The 22640-nt window shown below is 34.1% G+C and carries 18 protein-coding genes; 17 read left to right on the forward strand and 1 reads right to left on the reverse strand.

From position 1 onward, the window contains the following. Window positions 1–32 precede the first annotated feature (32 nt). The 17 genes from RCP16_RS21990 to ligA all read left to right on the forward strand — a co-directional run bounded on the left by RCP16_RS21990 (window position 33) and on the right by ligA (window position 21224). The gene (locus RCP16_RS21990; RefSeq protein WP_308642529.1) at window positions 33–2357 is read left to right on the forward strand and encodes a glycosyltransferase; all 2325 of its coding nucleotides are present in this window, start codon (window positions 33–35) and stop codon (window positions 2355–2357) included. Between the two features lie 196 nt (window positions 2358–2553). Beyond that, a complete protein-coding gene (locus RCP16_RS21995; protein WP_308641351.1) occupies window positions 2554–2868 on the forward strand; it encodes a hypothetical protein in 315 nt (104 codons plus the stop codon). A gap of 5 nt (window positions 2869–2873) precedes the next feature. After that, window positions 2874–5321 (forward strand): YfhO family protein, encoded by a 2448-nt coding sequence (locus tag RCP16_RS22000; protein ID WP_308642530.1) that lies wholly within the window; start codon window positions 2874–2876, stop codon window positions 5319–5321. Then, on the forward strand, window positions 5305–6267 hold the full coding sequence (locus tag RCP16_RS22005) for a glycosyltransferase family 2 protein (RefSeq protein WP_308641352.1): 963 nt from the start codon (window positions 5305–5307) through the stop codon (window positions 6265–6267). The genes RCP16_RS22000 and RCP16_RS22005 overlap by 17 nt, the downstream gene beginning before the upstream one ends. A 14-nt stretch (window positions 6268–6281) precedes the next feature. Continuing rightward, window positions 6282–6998 carry a GNAT family N-acetyltransferase gene (locus RCP16_RS22010; RefSeq protein WP_308641353.1) on the forward strand — a complete coding sequence of 239 codons (717 nt, stop codon included), beginning with the start codon at window positions 6282–6284 and terminating at the stop codon, window positions 6996–6998. Window positions 6999–7361: 363 nt separating this feature from the next. After that, window positions 7362–7688 (forward strand): EamA family transporter, encoded by a 327-nt coding sequence (locus RCP16_RS22015; RefSeq protein WP_308641354.1) that lies wholly within the window; start codon window positions 7362–7364, stop codon window positions 7686–7688. 25 nt (window positions 7689–7713) lie between these two features. Beyond that, a complete protein-coding gene (gene rffA, locus RCP16_RS22020) occupies window positions 7714–8841 on the forward strand; it encodes a dTDP-4-amino-4,6-dideoxygalactose transaminase (RefSeq protein WP_308641355.1) in 1128 nt (375 codons plus the stop codon). 71 nt (window positions 8842–8912) lie between these two features. Next, window positions 8913–9656, forward strand: a complete 744-nt coding sequence (locus tag RCP16_RS22025; RefSeq protein ID WP_308641356.1) for a sugar phosphate nucleotidyltransferase — start codon at window positions 8913–8915, stop codon at window positions 9654–9656. Between the two features lie 11 nt (window positions 9657–9667). Continuing rightward, entirely contained in the window at window positions 9668–10213 is a 546-nt protein-coding gene (rfbC, locus tag RCP16_RS22030; RefSeq protein WP_308641357.1) for a dTDP-4-dehydrorhamnose 3,5-epimerase, read from the forward strand. A gap of 52 nt (window positions 10214–10265) precedes the next feature. After that, window positions 10266–11288 carry a dTDP-glucose 4,6-dehydratase gene (gene rfbB, locus RCP16_RS22035; RefSeq protein ID WP_308641358.1) on the forward strand — a complete coding sequence of 341 codons (1023 nt, stop codon included), beginning with the start codon at window positions 10266–10268 and terminating at the stop codon, window positions 11286–11288. Continuing rightward, window positions 11285–12154, forward strand: a complete 870-nt coding sequence (gene rfbD / locus RCP16_RS22040; RefSeq protein ID WP_308641359.1) for a dTDP-4-dehydrorhamnose reductase — start codon at window positions 11285–11287, stop codon at window positions 12152–12154. Before rfbB ends, rfbD begins: the two co-directional genes overlap by 4 nt. Window positions 12155–12373: 219 nt before the next feature. Further along, entirely contained in the window at window positions 12374–13339 is a 966-nt protein-coding gene (locus tag RCP16_RS22045) for a glycosyltransferase family 2 protein (RefSeq protein ID WP_308641360.1), read from the forward strand. 91 nt (window positions 13340–13430) lie between these two features. Beyond that, entirely contained in the window at window positions 13431–14330 is a 900-nt protein-coding gene (locus tag RCP16_RS22050) for a glycosyltransferase family 2 protein (RefSeq protein ID WP_308641361.1), read from the forward strand. Between the two features lie 2 nt (window positions 14331–14332). Beyond that, complete coding sequence (locus RCP16_RS22055) at window positions 14333–15754, forward strand: undecaprenyl-phosphate glucose phosphotransferase (RefSeq protein ID WP_308641362.1); 1422 nt, start codon at window positions 14333–14335, stop codon at window positions 15752–15754. Between the two features lie 204 nt (window positions 15755–15958). Continuing rightward, on the forward strand, window positions 15959–16648 hold the full coding sequence (gene pcrB, locus RCP16_RS22060) for a heptaprenylglyceryl phosphate synthase (RefSeq protein ID WP_308641363.1): 690 nt from the start codon (window positions 15959–15961) through the stop codon (window positions 16646–16648). Window positions 16649–16723: 75 nt separating this feature from the next. Continuing rightward, window positions 16724–19060, forward strand: coding sequence for a DNA helicase PcrA (pcrA, locus tag RCP16_RS22065; RefSeq protein WP_308641364.1), 2337 nt, complete (start codon window positions 16724–16726; stop codon window positions 19058–19060). Window positions 19061–19205: 145 nt separating this feature from the next. Then, a complete protein-coding gene (gene ligA / locus RCP16_RS22070) occupies window positions 19206–21224 on the forward strand; it encodes an NAD-dependent DNA ligase LigA (protein ID WP_308641365.1) in 2019 nt (672 codons plus the stop codon). A gap of 143 nt (window positions 21225–21367) precedes the next feature. On the opposite strand, the gene RCP16_RS22075 is transcribed toward ligA, so the two are convergent. Beyond that, window positions 21368–22639, reverse strand: coding sequence for a molybdopterin-dependent oxidoreductase (locus RCP16_RS22075; RefSeq protein ID WP_083243567.1), 1272 nt, complete (start codon window positions 22637–22639; stop codon window positions 21368–21370). Window position 22640 lies beyond the last annotated feature (1 nt).

Below are 22640 nucleotides of genomic sequence, written 5' to 3' on the forward strand. Positions count from 1 at the left end.
CTGATGAATCAAAAAAAATATGCGATATTGTTATTCCAGTCTACAATGCCAGAGAAGAGTTAGAAGAATGTGTAGCATCTTTGTTAAGACACACAGATTTAGAAAACAACCGAATCATTATTATTGATGATAAAAGTCCTGACCCTAGTGTTAATGAATACTTGATGTCTATGGAAAAGCACAAGAATATCATTGTTTTACAAAATGAAAATAATCTTGGCTTCGTAGGTACTGTAAACAAAGGAATGAGGTACTCTTTAAATGATGTAGTGCTTTTAAATAGTGATACTGTAGTTACAAAACGTTGGATGGAAAAATTAAGAGAAGTTGCATATTCAGACACAAGTATAGCTACTGTAACACCACTGACAAATAACGGTAGTATATGTTCAATTCCTTTGTTTTTAGAAGATAATCCTATTCCAGATGGGTATACTGTAGATTCTTTTGCATACTTTGTAGAAAAAATTTCTTTGAAGTTGTATCCTGAAGTTCCGACTGCCGTAGGATTTTGTATGTATATTAAACGTTCTGTTATTGAAGAAATTGGCTTTTTTGATGATGAAACATTTGGTAAAGGTTATGCAGAAGAAAATGATTTTTGTTGTAGAGTTATAGAGCATGGATATCGTAACGTAATAGATGATCATACCTTTATTTATCATAAAGGATCTATGTCATTTCAAGGAGAAAAATTAAATCTTCTTAATAAAAATCTTAAAATATTAAATGAAAGATATCCTTATTATGATAAAAATGTTCATGATTTTATCGTTCGTAATCCCTTGAAATCTATTCATAACAATGTTCAACTTCGATTACCTCATTTTTTTAATCAGTGTAAAACTAAAGGTAATATTTTATATGTATTGCATAATTTTTTTGATGAGAACTATACGCAACCAATTGGTGGTACAGAATATCATGTTAAAGATATAGTGACTGAATTGAAAGAGTACTATGCTTTCATACTTGTTACTAATGGAACAGAAATTGTATTAAAGCAGTATCTTGAAGGAGAGTTTGTTGCTAAGTACCATTTTCCTTTGCGTGATCCAATCTCAATTCAACATTTCCATCATCAAGAATATAGTGATTTGATAGAGAAAATTTTGAATACTTTTGATATTTCGTTAGTTCATATCCATCATTTAATAAGGCATTCTTTTGATATTCCACATGTCGCTGCTCAAAATAATATCCCTGTTTTATTCACACTTCATGATTATTATTTATTTACTCCTGGAGTAAATTTACTGGATGAAAATAACGAATATATTTATAAAGATGAGAATAGCGATGAAGTGGCTGATCAAAAAATAAGTGAAAGTTTAAGAAAAACATACGGGTTTAACACAGAATTTATAAAGAAATGGCGAGAAAAAGTAGAAGAAATGATTGAAAAAGTAGATTTCTTTCTTACACCTTGTACATTCACAAAACAATTTTTTGAAAGTCGTTATTCAAGTATAGAAGGTAAAATTTCTGCTATCCCACATGGTGTGACGATAGAAAGTAATTTGACTGGTTCTAGAATCCCGTATGTAAAATCGGAAAAAACAGAAATTAAAGAATGGAATATTGGGTTTCTTGGTGGATTAGCTCCAAACAAAGGAAGTAATATTATTTATGAGTTAATTACAAAATATCGAAAAAATAATGTTAAATGGCATCTTGTTGGAGGATTAGGCGATCATAGGCTTAACATATTAAATCAAAATAATGTTATCAAATATGGAGAATACAAAAGAGAAGAACTTAGTAATATATTAGAAAACCTTGATCTTGATCTTGTGTGTCTTCTATCTCCTTGGCCCGAAACTTTCTCTTACACTCTCTCTGAAGCATGGTTACATGATATTCCAGCTTTAGTTACTCCGATGGGAGCTTTAAAAGAACGTGTAATCGATGTAGATGGCGGTTGGATAACTGATTCTGTTGAATTACAAGATATTATTAATAAACTGACTGAAGTGATGAATAGCGATATATCAGAATGGAATACAATTAAAGATAATATTAAAAATCACAGGTTTAAAACTAAAAAAGAAATGGCACAGCAGTATATTGAGATATATAATGAAAAGGCAATTTTTTTAGAACATAAATTAGCAGGTATAGCTAATGAATTTGAGAACAGACAAATAATTAAAGCTATTAGTTATTATATGCCTGTGAATAATAATTTAACAGTGGAGGATTATAACAATCAAATGTATTATATGGAGCAGGAATTGAATAACATGCGTAATTCAATCGGTTGGAAAGTCCTTAATAAATTAAGATCAGAAAATAACTGGCTTCTTAATATAGGAAAAAAATGTATTCATCTATTTTTAAAAGTTAAAAGAAGATAAGTATATAAAATGAATTCTCATTAAATAATATCAACTATTGTATTAATTTTTAATCCAAATAGTAAGTGATAATTACTGATTAAAAGTATAATATGATAGTTGAGTTTTTATTAATATGAAATATTTTGCAATTTATGTATATCAAATATTTATTTTGAACATAAGTAATAAAATATTGGGAGGAGAATAGTAGGAAATGTCTTTTGAAAGTATTTTTAGAAATCGCTCTGTTCAACTAGCAATAATTTTAATGATTATATCATTTTTTCTCTTTTTTGATTTTATTTTTGGTGAGAATTTATATATATTTGTAGATATTGGAGCAGACTCACTTAATCAATATTTTCCTTATTTAAATTTCTTTTCAGATATGCTACATAATAAAAATTTTTCCTTTTGGTCTTTTGAAATGGGTACTGGTAATAGCATTTTTGCTGTAAACATGTTATTGTTCGATCCTTTCAATATTTTTCTTCTTTTTTTAATCAACAAAGTTTACCATCAGGATTAGTATATATTGCTATAATAAAAATTATTACTGGAGGAATAATTTTCCAAAAGTATCTCAATTTGCTTAAACCTCAACAAGGATTTACGAATATGCTATTTGCTATTTTTTATTCTTTTAATGGCTTCTTTATTTTATGGGGACAGCATTATCAATTTGCTACTTTTTCAGTGTTTATTGCTTTGATCATGTATACATTGGAAAGAGGTTTAAGAAAAAATCAATGGGTATGGTTTTCGATCGCTATTGGTTGTGCCATTATCAATAGTTATTATATGTTGTATATGCTCAGTTTTTACTTAGGGTTATATATTATTATACGTTTCTTTATGCTTCATTCTTTTAATTTCAAATCTGCTAGTCAGTATATCATCAAATTTGCTTCTTATTATGTGCTTGGGCTTGGACTTGGAGCAGTTTTATTTTTACCCTCCTTATATCTTGTATTATCTAATCCCCGTGTAACAGGTGAGCAGTTTAATAATCCAATATTCAGCACTCTTAATTGGCAAGATGTCCTTTCAATGGTTTTGAGATTGTTCTCCAATGATGCATTAGGTACAGGGAATTACTTTTATGGTTCGCAAAATTATTATGAACTTATCGTATTATATTCTGGTTTACTAAGTGTTCTTATTTTTAGTCAATATTGGACTTCATTTTCTAAAAAAAATAAATATATAGTAACCTTTATAGGTGTTTTTCTTGCAGTTGGCTCTCTGTCACCATTTTTTGTCAGTGCACTAAATGGTTTTAGTGGTACTTCTTATCGGTGGAGTTTTGTCATTATTTTGTTCATTTTGTTTGTAGCACATCAATCTATAAATGTGGATCAACTGAAAATAAATAATAAAGTTTTGATAGGGACTTTTTGTATCATTACTATATGTTTATGGAGCAGTATATTTATTCTAGATTTTAAATCTTTATGGGACAGAGGAAATATTGTTAATACCACAAAAGTTTTAACATTCTCATGGATTATTTTAATTGGTTATACGTTATTGCTTTTAGCCAGAAACAAAATGAGTTTGGAAACATTAAAAATTTGTATGTTAATCTTAGTTATAGTAGATGTATTCTTTTCTTCTTATGCTACAGAAAATCATCGTGTTCGATTACAAAAGTCAACTGTTGAAGCAGGAACTTATTATTTTGATCATACATCTGCTGCTATAAAATATTTAAATAGTATTGATCCTTCACTATATAGAATACAGAAAAATTACAATTCTGTTTTTCTAAACGATTCTGTTTTTCAGCATTACAACGGACTCAAAGCCTATACTTCTTTGAATTCAGCTTCATATATAGAATTTTTAAAAACAATGAATATTCCTTTTGCGCTTCCTCCAGATAGTAGCTCTTACATTAATTTTATAAATGGTTTTGATTCTAATCTTACATTGCAAAATCTTTTTGGAGTTAAATATATTTTATCCAAAGAACAAGGTGATACTCCGTCAGGTTATAAATTTTTAAAACAAATAGGCGATGTTTATATTTATAAGAATCAAAAGTATCTTACATTGGGATACGTATATCAACAGGTTATTAATAAAAAGTCTTTTGAATCGCTAAACACGGAACAAAAGCAACAATTATTGCTAGATACGGTAGTAGTTGATCAAGATGAAATAGATTCTATAGAGAAGCTTGGAATTCCAGAAATAAATATCAAAAAGTGGTTATCACAAAATAAAAATAATTCTAAATTTTTACAACCATCGAGTAAAAACATTAATTTTTCAGATGTGAGAATTATTGAAAATAAATTTCCGAAAAAAGTGATATTCCAAGCAACTGGAGCCGATCCCCAAATTGTTATTCCATTTGTTCAAACTCGCGCTCAAGTTGAAATTTCATTTACTCTTAAAAGTAGTGAAAAAACGATGGGACAACTTTTTTGGTCAGAAACTAAGGATACATTCTCTGAAGAAAAATCGACTAGATTTCAAATTGATATAGGAAAACACGAATACAAACTTCCGCTAGATTATATTAATTTTAATCACTTGCGAATGGATATTGGTGAGACTGCTGGAAATTATGAAATTAATAATATTAATTTCCACGTTGAAAATAACTTTCAAATGGATCAACAAAAATTAAATACTTTGAGTCGCAATAATATAGACATTCAGCAAATCGATGGTGACAAATTGACTGCAAAAATTAATGTCAAACAAAATGGGATTGCCTATTTCTCTATTCCATCAGAGCAAGGATGGAGTTTTTATGCAAACGGCAAACAGATTCAAGCAATTAAAGCAAATATTGGATTTATGGCGCTGCCATTGCCAGCAGGAAAGTATGAATTAGAGATGAAATATACGCCTCCTTATTTATATTTAGGATTATTTATAACAGCAGTAAGTATAATGATCATATTGTTTATATATTTTATGAAAAAAATGAAAAATAAAAGTTGGAGGAATAATGATAAAAAATTATAATTCTACTACAAGTTTGTCCATCGTCATTCCTGTCTACAAAGGTGAATTTTTTCTGCAAGAATTATATGATCGATTATGTAAAAATCTTAGCAATTTAGTAAATGAATTTGAAATTATTTTTGTGAATGATTCTAGCCCAGACAACTCTTGGGATATTATTCAGCAGTTAGTCAAACAAGATGATAAAGTTATAGGAATAGATCTTTCTAGAAATTTTGGTCAGCATTATGCTATAAGTGCAGGTTTAGACAAAAGTCAATACGAATGGGTAGTCGTAATGGATTGTGATCTTCAAGATAGACCTGAAGAAATAACTACACTTTTAGATAAAGCTCTTGAAGGTTATGATATGGTTTTAGCGAGAAGAACAGAGAGACAAGATAGCTATCTTAAACGTTTAAGTTCTACTCTTTTTTATAAAATATTTAGCTATTTAACTGATACTAAACAGGATGCTAGTGTAGGTAATTTTGGTATTTATCACCGGAAAGTTATTTTATCTATAGTAAGTATGAAAGAAAGATTAAGATTTTTTCCTATAATGTCTCAATGGGTAGGATACAAATCTACTTCTGTAGATATTCAACACGATTCTAGGCAACATGGTAAATCTAGTTATTCTTTAAAGAAATTACTTGATCTTTCTTTAGACACTATTATTTCTTATTCTGATAAACCACTGATACTAACTGTAAAAGTAGGATTTACGATATCTTTGCTTTCTTTTATTTATGCACTATATATTATTATAAGAGCACTTTTGGGAATAAAAGGAATTGAAGGATGGCCTAGTTTAATTACATCTATCTGGTTAGTTGGAGGCATTTTAATGTTTGTCTCAGGAATAATAGGAGTATATATAAGCAAAATATTCGATGAAACCAAAAAAAGACCTGTTTATATTATAAGAGAGATCTGTACTCATGAAAGAACCGAGAATACTTAGGAGGAGTAATGAGGATGTTTGAATTACTTGATTGGGATACAAACTTTTTTAAAAAAAGAATAGGTAACGTAAAAGAACAAACAATATTTGATGATATATCTTTTGAAAATTTTGTTTTAAATAATAATATTGATTTTTTACAAGCAAAATGTGATATTAATGACTTGAAATTTATTAATCATTTAGAAAAAAATAGTTTCCAATTAGCTGATCTTAAGGTGAATTATAGGGGCAGTATAAGTAGTGTATTACCAATCAATGATTTTATTACTTTGGCTACTGAAGAAGATACTTTAAGTATTTTAGAAATGGCACACGGTATATTTAAGGATAGTAGGTATTACGCATATAGACATTTTTTTTCTTTAGAAAAAATTGAAGAACTTTATCGAACATGGATAAGTAAATCAGTTATCGGATTGATGGATGATTACTGTTTAATATATAAGTTTGAAGACCATATTATTGGCTTCATTACTATTAAACAATTATTGGAAAATAATTCAGCTCGAATAGGTCTTATAGGAGTACATCCAGATTTTAGAGGACAAAAGATTGCTACTGCTTTGATTCAACAGGCTAAAACTCATTTGAAACAAAAAAACGTAGCCATACTTGAGGTATCTACGCAAGGCAAAAATATCAGCGCTCAAAATCTGTATATAAAAAATGATTTCTATATGGAGAGTATTCAAACTTGGTATTATTGGATGAAAAAAGACAATGTATAATATAAATAAAACAGAAAGTTTCAAAAATTACTTTTTTTTATTAATTTGTATTTTAAGTCAATCTATATCTGTTGTCTTTTCAAAGTTAGCAGCAATTTCAAATCAATCTTTGTTATTTTTAGTTTTTGATAAGTTCTATATCCTTTCAATATTCTTTTTAGCAATACAAGCTTTTTTTGGCAAAAAGTTTTACGTGTTAATGCAATATCAAGTGTTTATCCTTCTATGACATTAGTAAATTTATTTTTGCTATTTTGGAGTTATTATATTTTTGGCAATCATATATATATGAATGAAATAGTCGGGATAATAATCATTCTTATAGGAATAATTATTATTAATATTCCGATAAGGGAGAAATAAATGATATATTTAAGTATGGTATTTATTATTTTTCTAAATAGTTACTCGCAAATTTTGCTGAAAAAAGGTGCTGATTTATCTCATAAAAATAATAAATTTTTAAATAGATTTATTATTTTAGGATATACTTTTTTTATTGTTATCACTATTTTATCTGTTTTTTTACTTAAATTTATTGATATAAAAGAATTCACTATTGTGATCTCTTGTAATTATCTGGTAGCTTATATAATGGCCATAATTTTTTTGAAAGAACAATTTACTTTTAAAAAATTAATTGGTACTGCTATTATAGTTATAGGAGTCATTGTATATAATTTGAAATAAAATTAGGAATAGGGAGTCTACATGTATGATACCTTTTAATATACCTGCAGTAACAGGTAAAGAATATGACTATATTCAGCAAGCTGCTAAAAATGGCCATTTATCCGGCGACGGAGAATTCACCAAAAAGTGTAGTAAGTGGTTTGAATCTAATTTTGGTGTTGAAAAAGTATTATTAACTACTTCTTGCACACATGCCTTGGAGATGGCAGCAATATTGTTAGATATTCAAGAAGGCGATGAAGTGATCGTGCCTTCTTATACATTTGTATCTTCAGCAAATGCTTTTGTTTTAAGAGGTGCCAAAATTGTATTTATAGATATTAGACCTGATACAATGAATATGGATGAAAATTTAATTGAGCAAGCCATTACAGAAAAGACTAAAGCTATTGTAGTTGTTCATTATGCTGGAGTATCTTGTGATATGAATAAAATTATGGATATTTCTAAAAAATATAATTTAAAAGTAGTAGAAGATGCAGCTCAAGGAGTTATGAGTAAGTATAATCAGAAGTATTTAGGAACAATCGGTCATCTAGGTTGTTACAGTTTTCATGAAACAAAAAATTATAATTGTGGGGAAGGTGGAGCCCTACTGATTAATGATCCTGAACTAGTTGAAAGAGCAGAGATCATACGTGAGAAGGGAACAGATAGATCAAGATTCTTTAGAGGACAGGTTGATAAATATTCTTGGGTAGATCTTGGATCTTCTTATCTTCCAAGTGAGTTGAACGCAGCCTTTTTGTATGCTCAGTTAGAAGAAGCAGATACTATAAACAACGATAGATTACGTATTTGGAATAAATATAATAATGATTTAGCGAAATTAAAAGAAGAAGGATATATTGAATTTGGTAATGTACCTAATGATTGTACTCATAATGGTCATATGTTCTATATTAAAGTTAAAGATTTGAAAGTTAGGACATCATTACTAGATTACTTGAAAAGTAATGAAGTAGGAGCTGTGTTCCATTATGTGCCTCTTCATAGTGCAAAAGCTGGTAAAAAATACGGACGAATGTCTGGCGAAGATAAATACACAACACTTGAAAGCGAACGGCTAATAAGGTTGCCGTTGTATTTTAGAATGGAAGATTCACATATCAATGAAGTTGTTCGATTATTATTTAATTTTTTTGAGTAATCTTATTAACCCTATGTGTTTAAACTCTTAATTAATCTAAAGAAAATAATTTTAGAATGGAGATTTCTATTATGAAAGGCATTATTTTAGCAGGAGGTACAGGCTCGCGCTTGTACCCATTAACGAAAGTAACCAATAAACATCTTTTACCGGTTGGTAAATATCCAATGATTTTCCATTCCGTATACAAATTAAAACAAGCTGATATTACAGATATTTTAATCGTTACAGGTAAAGACCATATGGGCGATGTAGTGAACTTACTAGGTAGCGGTAGTGATATGGGCGTTACATTTACATACAAAGTGCAGGATGAAGCAGGTGGTATCGCACAAGCTTTGGATCTAGCAGAACACTTTGTAGCGGATGATCAAATGATTGTTATTCTAGGCGATAATGTATTCGCTGATGATATTGCTCCATTTGTACAAAATTTCCGTGAGCAAAAACAAGGTGCTAAATTGTTACTACAACAGGTACATGATCCTCAGCGTTATGGTGTAGCTGAAATGGATGGCGAGCGCATTATTTCAATTGAAGAAAAGCCGAAAGCACCTAAAAGCGATTTTGCTGTAACCGGTATTTATATGTTTGACAACAATGTATTCGATATTGTTAAAACATTAAAACCATCTGAACGTGGTGAATTAGAAATTACAGATGTAAACAATGCGTATATTGAACGTGGTGAGTTAACATTTGATATCCTTACAGGTTGGTGGACAGATGCGGGGACACATGCCTCTTTAGCCAAAGCAAATGAATTAGCACAAGAAATTGTGTTTGGTGAAGAGTTCGGTAAGCTCAAACTGTAAGGAGGATCATCATGAAAGTCACATCTTTAACATTAGAAGGCGCTAAACTTATAGAACCTGTAGTACATGGCGATCATCGTGGATTTTTTATGGAAAGTTATAATGAAAAATTAATGCATGAGAATGGTATTATGCATAACTTTATTCAAGATAATCATTCTCTTTCTGCTGAGCCTGGTGTGCTTAGAGGGATGCATTATCAGCTTAATCCCAAAGCACAAACTAAATTGATTCGTGTAATTTCAGGTTCGATTTATGATGTGATTTTGGATATTCGTAAAGATTCGCCTACATTCGGGCAATGGCAAGGGTTTATTCTAAGTGATGCGAATAAACGTCAATTGCTAGTTCCGCAAGGATTCGCACATGGATTCTGCACATTAGCAGCGAATACCCAAGTCATCTATAAAGTAGATGAATATTACTCACCTGAGCATGACCGAGGAATTGCTTGGGATGATCCATCTTTAAATATTGATTGGCCTATATCAAGTCCAGTATTATCTGATAAAGATACGCGTCATCCTTTACTCAAAGATGCAGAACTTAATTTTTAATATGATAAACAAATAGTTAGAATCTAAATTGGATTCTTACAGGAGGCAAACTATGAAATTACTTGTTACTGGCGGAGCCGGTTTTATTGGTAGTAACTTCGTTTTATATATGCTACGCGAACACCCTGAATACCAGATCGTTAACGTAGATGCTCTTACTTATGCAGGAAATCTTGAAAATTTAAAATCGATTGAAGGCAATCCTAACCATACATTTGTGAAAGCCGATATTGCAGATACAGCAACCATGGATCGCTTAGTTGCAGATGGTGTAGATATCATTGTTAACTTTGCAGCAGAATCGCATGTAGATCGTAGTATTTTGGAACCTGAAATTTTTGTGAAAACAAATGTTGTAGGTACTCAAGCCCTTCTGGATGTGGCTAAAAAATATAACATCACCAAGTTTGTACAAGTATCTACAGATGAAGTATACGGTTCTTTAGGCGAAACAGGGCTCTTTACCGAAGAGACACCGATTACACCAAATAGCCCGTATTCAGCAAGTAAAGCAGGTGGAGACTTATTAGTACGCGCATACCATGAAACATTTGGTTTGCCGGTTAATATTACACGTTGCTCTAATAACTATGGTCCTTTCCAATTCCCTGAGAAGTTGATTCCATTGATTATTTCTCGTTCTTTGGCAGATGAAGCATTGCCTGTATATGGGGATGGACTTAATATCCGCGATTGGTTGTATGTAGAAGACCATTGCAGCGCGATCGATCTAGTTATTCATGAAGGCAAAAATGGAGAAGTCTACAATATTGGTGGTAACAATGAACGTACAAATATCCATATCGTCAAAACAATTTTGGAACAACTGGATAAACCAGAATCGTTGATCAAATATGTAGAAGATCGTTTGGGTCATGATCGTCGTTATGGTATTGATCCTACTAAAATTATGAATGAACTGGGATGGAAGCCTAAGCATAATTTCGAAACAGGGATTAAAGAAACGATTCAATGGTATTTGGATAACAAAGACTGGTGGACACGTATTGCTTCTGGAGCGTATCAAGAATATTACCAACAGCAGTATGGTGATCGTCTAGGAGCTAGTCAATGAAAGTATTAGTAACGGGTGCTTCGGGACAACTTGGAGTGGATATTGTAAAAGTCATCCAAGCTAAAGGACATGAAGTATTAGGTTGTGATCGCCAGACATTAGATATTACAAATTTAGAACAGTGTCAGCAAGTTATCACTTCTTTTGGGCCAGAAGTTATTATTCATTGTGCAGCATATACGGCAGTAGATGCAGCTGAAACGGATATTGATGGAGCTTATCTAGTGAATGCTGTAGGTACACGGAATATTGTTATAGCAGCAGAAGCAGTACAAGCTAAAGTGATCTATATCAGTACAGATTATGTATTTGATGGACAAGGTATACATCCTTATCACGAATATGATAATACAGATCCTCAAAGTATTTACGGTAAATCTAAACGTGCGGGTGAAGTGTTAACTCAATCTTTATCCTCACGTTATTTTATTGTGCGTACTTCATGGGTATACGGGCTACATGGTAATAACTTTGTCAAAACGATGCTGAAATTAGGTCAGGAAAAGCCACAGCTTAAAGTTGTTCATGACCAAAAAGGTTCACCAACTTACACAGTGGACTTAGCATCATTTTTGACAGAATTGATGGAAACTGAGAAATATGGTGTCTACCATGCTTCTAATAGTGAATCATGTACATGGTATGAATTTACACAAGAAATATTCAAGCAAGCTGTTGATATTCTGGGTGTAGATATGCAAGCTATACTAGAACCATGTGCCACTAATGAATTTCCAAGACCAGCTCCAAGGCCTGCTAATTCTGTGATGGAGCATCTATCTATACGGACGAATGGATTTACAGATATCCGTTCTTGGCAAGAAGGTTTAACTGCTTTTTTGCAAGAATCTCAAAATGATAAGTAACTCAAATTAAATAGCTACGTAAAAAGCTGGATTTGATCTTTTATAGGGTCATTATTCAGCTTTTTATATATATTGTTTAATAGACGTAAAGCGATATGTATTTCAAATAACTTAGGAAATAAATTTGTGATGTATTACAGAATAGATTATTATTAATCGGTTAAATTTGCTATATTGGAGATAAGATTAATTATTTTTATAAATAAATGAGGTAAAATAATGAGTGCACAAGGATTATTGCAAGTATTAATGTCTACATACAATGGAGAAAAATATATTTCAGAACAGCTGAACAGTATATTATCTCAACCTTATCAATCGATTCAAATTTTAATTCGTGATGATGGATCTAGTGATAATACTCCTATAATCATCAATCAATATAAACAGAATTATCCAGAGCGTATCCGTCTTATCGAAGGAAAAAATATAGGGGTAGTCCCTAGTTTTTGGACACTTATGCAACATGCAGATCTTTCAGCAGATTATTTTTGTTTTTGTGATCAAGATGATGTATGGATGCCTCATAAAGCTCAACGTGCAGTGCAACTACTAGCAGAGATGGAAAAAGAAGATGAAACCTTTAAAAGTAATATTCCAGCTATGATCTGTACAGATACTCAGCTTACAGATGGGGAGTTAAATCCAACAGCGATATGGCCAGGAATGCCACACTTAAAACCTTCTTTTTACAATGCTCTGATTCAAAATATTGCTGTAGGAGCAACCGTAACTTTTAATCGTGCTACTTTAGAATTATTAATGCATAAAAAAAAGAACGTTAATATAGCAGATATTCAAATGCATGATTGGTGGGCATATTTAGTTGTATCTTGTTTTGGTAAATTTCATTTTGAACATACCCCATCTATTTATTATCGTCAGCATGGAGGAAATGCGGTTGGTGGGGAATGGACTATTTTGCAAAAGTTGAAAAAGAAATGGAATAGCTTTTTAAAACATAAAGGAAATAAAAATCTGTTAGTGCAACAAGCGAAGGAATTTAAACGTCTTTATGGTAGTGAAATTGTCAATCCAGAAATACGTATTCAACTAGATTTGTTTATTGAACCTCGAAAAAATATAATCAGTAGAATAGGATATTTAAGAAAATCGAAATTGTATAGACAATCTTTAATGGAGCAACTATTATTCCGCTTTTTAATTTTGGTAGGCTATATTTAAGAAGGACGATAGAATCTATGCAGATTTATCTTTTTGAGATATAGATATGCTATAATGCCAGTAGATTTATATTTTAGTCAGGAGCGTTACCATGGACGTTAGCATTTTAATTTTAAATTATAATACTTGCCAGCTTACACTTGATTGTATTCAGTCTGTGTACCAATCGCAGACTCAATATGCATATGAGATCATTGTTATCGATAATGCTTCTAGCGATGGTTCCGCAACAGCGATTCCTGCTGCCTATCCAGAACTCAGTTTTATCGCTAATACCGATAATGTTGGATTTGCTAAAGGGAATAATCAGGGAATGAAGATTGCGCAAGGACGATATATACTACTACTTAATTCCGACACCATCGTTCAGTCTGATACTTTAGAGACGATGGTGTCTTTTATGGATGCTTATCCACGGGCAGGAGCTTCAGGCTGTAAAATTGTATTACCTGATGGATCACTTGATAAAGCATGCAAACGAGGATTCCCTACACCGGCAGCGTCATTTTATTATGCATTTGGATTTTCGAAATGGTTTCCAGATAATCCACGCTTTAATGGTTACCAACTCGGATATTTGAATCCAGATGAGTCTTACCCGATTGATTCATTGGTCGGTGCATTTATGTTAGTTCGACGTGAAGTCATCGAACAGATCGGTGGACTGGACGAATCCTTTTTTATGTACGGAGAAGATATTGATTGGTGTTACCGCATCAAAGAAGCGGGTTGGGAAATTCATTATCGGGGAAATACACAAATTATTCATTATAAAGGTGCAAGCAGTCGTCGTAAACCTTTCAAAATCATTTATGAGTTTCATCGAGCAATGTGGCTCTTTCATCGTAAACACTATCGGCAAAAGTACTCTTTGATTACGAACAGTATTGTATTTATCGGTATTGGAGTCAAATTAATGTTGTCACTGATAAAAAATAAATTATTACCTGCTAAACCTACTTTATCGACAGAAGCAGAAAGGAGAACGTAAATATGATTCGTAAAAATCAACGGTTTTTAACTCGTCTGTATATTTTAGCTGATTTTTTGATCATTCAGTTTTCTTTTCTACTTGCCTGGTTTATAAAGTTTGAAAGTGGCTGGTTTGCTTATGATACTCCTATTGAATTTGGAGCTTTACCGATCGAGACATATGCTTTATGGAGTATAGTATATGGTGGTATAGCGATCTTGATTGGCGGAATGAGCACACTGTATTCACCGAAACGTAAAAAACGTTTTGCTGATGAATTACTGAAAATTTTCCAAACGCATCTTGTGAGTATTTTTGTACTATTAGGTGCCTTATTTTTTGTAAAAGAAGTCAATATTTCTCGTTCTTATTTGTTTATTTATGTGATTCTAACGTTGATGCTTATTATGGCTTATCGCTACGTGATTAAAAAAGGTCTAAAACGTGCGAGACAACGCGGATTTAATAAACAGTTTGTTTTGATTCTTGGAGCAGGTTCACTCGGTAAACGATTTTGCAATAACCTAGAGCAGTATCCAGAAATGGGTTATGAAATTGTTGGATTTTTAGATGATTATTTAGAAGATAATGAAGCTGAACCGAATAAGTACAAACCGATTTTAGGTAAAATGGATAAACTCGGTGAGATTTTGCATACGATGATGATCGATGAAGTCATTTTAGCTTTACCGTTAGATGCACATCATAAATATCCAAGCATTATTGCTGAATGTGAAAAAGCAGGCGTCCGGACTTTAATTATTCCAGATTTCTTTGATTATCTACCTGCCCGTCCATACTTTGATAACTTTGCGGGTATGCCTATGATTAATGTACGTGATATTCCACTCGATATTGCAGCGAATCGTATTTTTAAACGATTATTCGATATTATCTTTGCATTAATAGCGATTATTATTACATCACCAATCATGATTATTGTAGCGATTGGCGTACGAATGACTTCACCGGGGTCTGTCATCTTTAAGCAGGAACGTGTAGGACTGAATCGTCGTAACTTTACGATGTACAAATTCCGCTCGATGCGTATTATTCCTGAAGGGCAGATTGATACAGGCTGGACTACAGCCGATGATCCACGTAAAACCAAATTTGGTGCTTTTATACGTAAAACAAGCTTAGATGAACTTCCTCAATTTTTTAACGTATTATTTGGAGATATGAGTGTAGTTGGACCTCGTCCAGAACGTCCATACTTTGTAGAACAATTTCGTGATGAAATTCCAAAGTATATGATCAAGCATCATGTACGTCCTGGAATCACAGGTTGGGCACAAAGCAATGGTCTACGTGGAGATACATCGATTGAAGAACGAATCAATCATGATATTTTTTATATTGAAAATTGGTCATTATTATTTGATATCAAAATTATCTTCAAAACGATTCATAACGGTTTTGTGAATAAAAATGCTTATTAATAAGTACATCACATAAACAACGATAAGTAAGCAAGAAAAGTGTCTTGTTCCGGATATAAAGGAGCAGGATACTTTTTTTGCATTTTGTATGATTATCAATGGTAAAATAAATTTGTTCCCCTAAAATGCGAACAAAAAATTGACACTGTGCATCGGCTATCATAGACTTAATTTGAAGGTTGTCCGAAGACGGAGGAATGAAGGTTGAGAGAACAAATCAAATCATGGCAACATGTATTTAAATTGGACCCAGATCGACCTATTTCGGACGATGAATTAAGACAAGTTTGTTGTTCCGGAACAGATGCTATTATGGTAGGCGGGTCGTCTGGAGTCACGTATGATAATACAGCTGATCTTGTAAAGCGCATCGGTCAATATGAGGTACCTTGTGTACTTGAAGTATCTGATTTAGAAATGGTTGTACCTGGATTCGATCTGTATATGATTCCACTGATATTAAATACTAACGATAGTCAGTGGATGATTGGTCAGCATGTAGCAGCGATTGAACAATATAGCCAACTGATCCCCTGGGATAAGCTTGTTCCTGAAGGATATATTGTGTTAAATGCTCATTCTACAGTTGCTCAGCGTACTGAAGCGTTAACAGAGATAGATACCGATCGAGCAACCGCTTATGCTCAAGCAGGCGATCGCTTATTTCAGTTGCCTATTATTTATATTGAATATAGCGGACGTTTTGGAGATATGGCATTAACCGCTGAGATTCATCGATCTATACATCAAAGCCAATTATTTTATGGTGGAGGCATTAGAGATATGCATTCTGCTCGTCAAGCCAAGCAAGTATGTGATACCATTGTCGTCGGTAATATAATTTATGAAAATCTGCAAGCCGCATTAGATACTGTACAAGTTATCTCCAGATAACGAGAAGTATCCTAACTTGATCATAGATGATTTTCAACTATCATTGTTTTATTAAGAAAGGAGCATGACTTCCATATGAATACTGTGAATATACAGGAAGCAATCAATCGATTGAACCCTAGACAAAAAGAAGCCGCACTCGCAACAGATGGACCGCTATTGATTATGGCTGGTGCAGGTAGTGGTAAAACACGCGTGCTGACTCACCGGATTGCCCATATTATTGATGCACGCAAATCAGCACCATGGGGTGTACTAGCAATTACGTTTACGAATAAAGCCGCACGTGAAATGCAAGAACGTGTTTCTCGTTTGGTAGGTCCTGCTGGTCGTGAGATTTGGGTATCTACTTTTCACTCGATGTGTGTGCGTATTTTACGTAAAGATATCGAACGTATCGGATTCACATCTAACTTCTCTATCTTAGATTCTTCGGATCAATTATCTGTTATTCGCTCTTGTATGAAAGACTTGAATATTGATACCAAAAAGTTTGAACCTAAAGCAGTGCAATCTATGATGGGCACAGCCAAAAATGAATTAGTCTCTCCCGCTCAATATGAGCAAAAGATTGGTGACTATTTTGAAGGCATTGTAGCCAAAGTCTATACCAAGTATCAACAACGTCTACGTGCGAATAACTCCTTAGACTTTGATGATCTCATTATGAAGACGATTCAATTGTTTAACGAAGTTCCTGAAGTACTAGAATTTTATCAAAAGAAATTCCGCTATATTCATGTCGATGAGTATCAAGATACGAATAAGGCCCAATATATGCTTTGTAAAATGTTAGCAGAAGCTCATCACAATATTTGTGTTGTTGGAGATAGTGATCAGTCGATCTATCGCTGGCGTGGAGCAGATATCAGCAACATTTTGAATTTTGAAGAAGATTATCCAGAAGCCAAAACGATTTTGTTAGAACAGAATTATCGTTCGACTTCTAATATACTAAGTGCAGCAAATGAAGTGATTGGCAACAATACAGGACGTAAACCGAAAAAGCTATGGACAGATAAAGAAGGCGGAGCCAAAATCAAAGTATATCTTGCTGATTCTGAGCATGATGAAGGATACTTTGTCACTTCTGAGATTCACAAAAGTGTGAAAACCGGGCAACCTTATCGCAACCATGCAATTTTGTATCGTACCAATGCGCAGTCACGGGTTATAGAGGAAATTTTGATCAAATCGGATATCCCTTACCAAATCGTGGGCGGTATAAAGTTCTATGATCGTAAAGAGATCAAAGACTTACTCGGCTATTTACGTTTGCTTTCGAATCCAGATGATGATATTAGTTTAACTCGAATTATCAATGTGCCTAAGCGTGGTATTGGTGATACGACAGTAGCCAAATTAGCAGTAGCAGCGGCAGAAAAAGGCGTTTCTATTTTTAAAGTATTAGAAATAGTAGATGATCTAGGTTTTGCAGGTCGTACACGTAATATGTTGGTTGAATTTTACGATATGATTGCTTCACTTCATCAAATGGTAGAGTATTTATCGGTTACCGAATTAACGGAGAAGATTCTAGAGTTATCTGAATACCGTGTAGAGTTAGAACGTGAGAATACACTAGAGTCCAAGGCTCGCTTAGAAAATATAGAAGAGTTTTTATCTGTAACGATGGAATTTGAAAAAAATAACGAAGATCGTTCACTGATTTCATTTCTGACTGATCTAGCATTAATCGCAGATATTGATACGGTAGGCGATGAACCTGAAGAAGATGACGATGCTGTTGTATTGATGACGATGCATAGTGCTAAAGGTTTGGAATTCCCAACTGTATTTATTATAGGCATGGAAGAAGGCGTATTCCCGCATAGTCGAGCTTTTCAAGATAATGAAGAGTTGGAAGAAGAACGTCGTCTAGCGTATGTAGGCATTACACGAGCAGAGAAAAATCTATTCTTATCTTGCGCACAGATGCGTACTTTATTTGGACGAACCACTGCGAATCCACCTTCACGCTTTTTGGAAGAAATTCCAGAAGAGTATAAAGAAGATACAGCAGGAGCTCCTAACTATCGTCGTGGTGGAGCATCGCGCGGAGGAAGTAGTTATGGATCAGGTAATCGTAGCTTTGGAGGTAGTACGAGCAGCTTTGGTGGTAAACGCGAAAATACGGCTGCTTTTGGTAGTGGATCATCTGCACGTGCGGTACCTTCTACCAATGCACGAGTGACTGTGACGACAGGAGCTACACCTAAGCCTGTTGCTTCTGGTGGAGGTTCAGATAGTTTCCAAGCAGGCGATAAAGTGTCTCATGGCAAATGGGGCATTGGCACAATCGTAGCGGTTAAAGGAACAGGCAACGATATGGAGTTACAAATTGCTTTCCCAGCGCCGACAGGACTCAAACGATTGTTAGCAGGCTTTGCTCCTATTACTAAAGTAGAATAAAGCATAAGCATAACAAATGATTGGAATCGTGATTAGATTCACTCGATGCGTATTTTCAAAACAGAACCGAATTTCTTACTGTTCGGTTCTGTTTTTTAATTTAAAATAAATATGACCTTATTGAATCCGGGAGGGTATACCACATATGGATCCGATGCATGAAATGGAAGAACTCATTACAGAGCTTAATAAATACAGCTATCACTACTATACGTTGGATGAACCTTTAGTCAATGACAAAGAATACGATGTACTGTATGACCGTTTGATTCAATTAGAAGAAGTGAGTGGAATGGTTTTACCTGACTCACCTACTCAGCGTGTGGGGGGAGAATTGTTAAAAGGATTTTTACCTCATCGTCATCTTTCACCATTATGGAGTCTGGACAAAGCTCAAAATTTAGAAAAATTAGCAAGCTGGCATACACGTGCTCGCAAATTAATTGCAGATTATAATACCAAAAATCCAGACACCCCTTTGCCTGAACCATCCTATGCGATCGAACTCAAATTTGATGGTCTTACACTGAATTTAACTTATGAGAACGGTAAATTAGTTCAAGCTGCAACCCGAGGTAATGGAGTAACAGGAGAAGGTATTTTAGAACAAGTCAAAACCATTCGTTCGATTCCTTTATCGATTCCTTTTAAGGAAGGTAAGATCGAAGTGCAAGGCGAAGGCATTATGAACTTATCTGTATTAGCAGCATACAATGAGAGTGCTACAGATAAAGACAAATTAAAAAATGCACGTAATGCAGCCGCAGGAGCACTTCGCAATTTAAATCCTAAAGTAACAGCAACTCGTCGGTTAAGTGCCTTTTTCTACAATATAGGTTATATGGACGGCATTCAGTTTGAAAGTCATCAAGAGATGATGCAATTTCTTAAAGACAATCATTTTAAAGTCAATCCGTATATCTTCTACTTTGAGAACTTTGACGATGTGATTGCGCAACTTGAAGATATTCAAGCACAGCGTACAGGATTAGATTACTTAATTGATGGGGCTGTCGTTAAAATTACCGATATGCGTACACGCGAAGTACTCGGTTATACCGACAAATTCCCACGTTGGGCGATTGCGTATAAGTTTGAAGCTGAAGAAACCAGTACGATTCTAGAATCGGTTTCTTGGAATGTAGGTCGTACAGGTAAAATTACACCCCTAGCGCGTGTAGAAGCTGTTGAACTTGCAGGTGTAACCGTACAGAATTGTACGTTAAACAATATTGGAGATATCGAACGTAAAAATTTAAAATATGCTATAGGTACACGTGTCTTTATTCGCCGTTCGAATGAAGTTATCCCGGAGATTCTGGGTAAAGTTACCGAAGAAAACGATGGAGAAGAAATCATTTTTCCAGAGAAATGCCCTGCTTGTGGATTTCCATTAGAACAACGTGGAGCACATCTATTCTGTAACAATACTCTAGAATGTACACCACAGATTATAGCTAAGATTACACATTTCGCTTCTAGAGATGCTATGGATATCGAGACATTTAGTATCATGACCGCTCAACAGTTGCATAGCGAATTAGAAGTGAAAGAACCCGCAGACCTATATGCATTAGAATTTGAAAAATTAGTAGAGTTAGAACGTTTTGGAGAGCGCAAAGCGAAAAATTTATTGCAAGCGATCGAAGACAGTAAAACAAGAGATTTGGCATCATTCTTATATGCTTTAGGTATTCCGAATACAGGCAAATCGACAACTCGGATGTTGGCAGAACATTATCGTGATTTACACAAAGTTATGAATGCCACCGTAGAAGAGTTAATTGAATTACCGGATATCGGTAATATCGTTGCGGAAAGTATCGTTGCTTTTTTCGCCGATCCTTTTATGCAGGCAAGTATTCAGAAAATGTTAGACCGAGGCGTACAACCGCAATCTCCTGCTGAGCCAGTAGTCATTAACGCCGATTCTTATTTTGCGGGTAAAACGGTAGTTCTTACTGGTACATTACAGACGATGACTCGTGAGGATGCCGCCGCTCGCTTAGAATCTCTAGGAGCCAAGGTGACTGGTAGTGTATCCAAAAAGACAGATATTGTTATCGCAGGTGAAAAAGCAGGTAGTAAACTCACCAAAGCTCAAGAGCTCGGTATTGAAGTCATTGAAGACGAAGAAGAGTTAAAACGATTATTGGAATTATAAAAGATAATTGAATCTACATGAAAATAGAAAAATGTATACTATTAAGCTTCTACCATCTATGCCTTATCAACAAAAAAGCAGTGTGTTTCTCTTTAGCTAAGAGTAAACACACTGCTTTTTTATTTATTATCATCAAATTCGATCTAAGCTTTAGGCAACCAGGCATCTTTATCATAACCACGTTGTTCCCAGTATCCTACATGATCTTCAGCAATCAGTTCAATCCGGTTGAGCCATTTTACCGATTTGTAAGCATACATCTGCGGAATAACCAATCGTACTGGCCCACCTAGATCAGCAGGAATGATATTACCATCATGCAATACCGCTACAATAATATCTTTCATCTGCGCTTGATCAAGTGTAAGAGAATCCGTATAGACATTATCCCCGGAATAAAATTTAACCATGGTCGCAGAAGATTGAACACCTGCTGCTTTTAAAAAGTCACTTAAAGGAATACCTTCCCATGTGTTTTTATACACCGACCATCCAGTGACACAATGAAAGTCGCTCACTTGCACATCACGTTTTAATTTCAAAAATTGTTCCCAGTTCCATGTTTGAGGTTTATCGACCAATCCATCTATTTTGAAATCCCAGTTACTATTATCAAAATTAGGAATAGGTGTCACCGTATACACACGAAACTCACCTTGAGCACCACCACCGATAGGCGGAGCAGATGATTTCAGTGGTGTAGGATCAGGAATCATCTTATTGCCATTACTGGCAGCAACCTGTTCCCATGTACCTCCACTGGTCAAAGAACTTCCCAACCATCTTACAAACGTAGGCCCGATCGATACAGCGAGTCCAACACCTATAGCAGAACGCAAAAAGGTACGTCTTGTGTAAAAAGGAGAAGGAGCCGTTGGTGATGATGCAGCTACTACAGTGCCACTTTTATCCGTAATCGTTTTTTCTACAGTGACTGGTTGTTTGATCGTACGTTTTTTCGGATCTTTTAACCAAGCGGTACGTGTTAGAGAATGATAGATAATATAAGGAAGTCCCACCCAAGTCAGTAGATCATGAACAAATAAAGCCGAGTTAGCTACAGCCGGTCCTACTTGGCGTAATAACCATAATAAGATCCCTGATACAATCCAACCTACCAATAAGACCATAACTACAATAACATTGAATTTTTGCCCGGGTTTATCAGACAGCCTTTTCCAGTGCTTGGCTGCCAGAAATAAGTAATAGACTACAGGGACCAATAAAGCTAATCCTCCTATAATATGAAGCCAACGTACCCAGACTCTAACCTCACCCAGTATTTCTCGCCAAAAACCTCCGACAAGTACCAGACCTGTAACAGCTAGAAGAGCAACGAGCCAAGCATTCCAAGCATGCAAACGAATAAGCTTTTTACCAAATCCTTTTTGAACTGCTGCAATCCAGCGTCCCATG

The organism is Paenibacillus nuruki (assembly GCF_963311185.1).
GTDB classification, from domain to species: Bacteria; Bacillota; Bacilli; order Paenibacillales; family Paenibacillaceae; genus Saccharibacillus; species Saccharibacillus nuruki.

Bases quoted from the DNA above. Each gene is read 5' to 3' on its own strand.
- RCP16_RS22075 (WP_083243567.1), bottom strand. From the start codon at position 22,639: ATGGGACGCTGGATTGCAGCAGTTCAAAAAGGATTTGGTAAAAAGCTT.
- RCP16_RS22045 (WP_308641360.1), top strand. From the start codon at position 12,374: ATGAGTGCACAAGGATTATTGCAAGTATTAATGTCTACATACAATGGA.
- RCP16_RS22010 (WP_308641353.1), top strand. From the start codon at position 6,282: ATGTTTGAATTACTTGATTGGGATACAAACTTTTTTAAAAAAAGAATA.
- RCP16_RS22005 (WP_308641352.1), top strand. From the start codon at position 5,305: ATGATAAAAAATTATAATTCTACTACAAGTTTGTCCATCGTCATTCCT.
- RCP16_RS21995 (WP_308641351.1), top strand. From the start codon at position 2,554: ATGTCTTTTGAAAGTATTTTTAGAAATCGCTCTGTTCAACTAGCAATA.
- rfbB (WP_308641358.1), top strand. From the start codon at position 10,266: ATGAAATTACTTGTTACTGGCGGAGCCGGTTTTATTGGTAGTAACTTC.
- rfbC (WP_308641357.1), top strand. From the start codon at position 9,668: ATGAAAGTCACATCTTTAACATTAGAAGGCGCTAAACTTATAGAACCT.
- RCP16_RS22055 (WP_308641362.1), top strand. From the start codon at position 14,333: ATGATTCGTAAAAATCAACGGTTTTTAACTCGTCTGTATATTTTAGCT.
- RCP16_RS22025 (WP_308641356.1), top strand. From the start codon at position 8,913: ATGAAAGGCATTATTTTAGCAGGAGGTACAGGCTCGCGCTTGTACCCA.
- rffA (WP_308641355.1), top strand. From the start codon at position 7,714: ATGATACCTTTTAATATACCTGCAGTAACAGGTAAAGAATATGACTAT.
- pcrA (WP_308641364.1), top strand. From the start codon at position 16,724: ATGAATACTGTGAATATACAGGAAGCAATCAATCGATTGAACCCTAGA.
- RCP16_RS22015 (WP_308641354.1), top strand. From the start codon at position 7,362: ATGATATATTTAAGTATGGTATTTATTATTTTTCTAAATAGTTACTCG.
- RCP16_RS22050 (WP_308641361.1), top strand. From the start codon at position 13,431: ATGGACGTTAGCATTTTAATTTTAAATTATAATACTTGCCAGCTTACA.
- ligA (WP_308641365.1), top strand. From the start codon at position 19,206: ATGGATCCGATGCATGAAATGGAAGAACTCATTACAGAGCTTAATAAA.
- rfbD (WP_308641359.1), top strand. From the start codon at position 11,285: ATGAAAGTATTAGTAACGGGTGCTTCGGGACAACTTGGAGTGGATATT.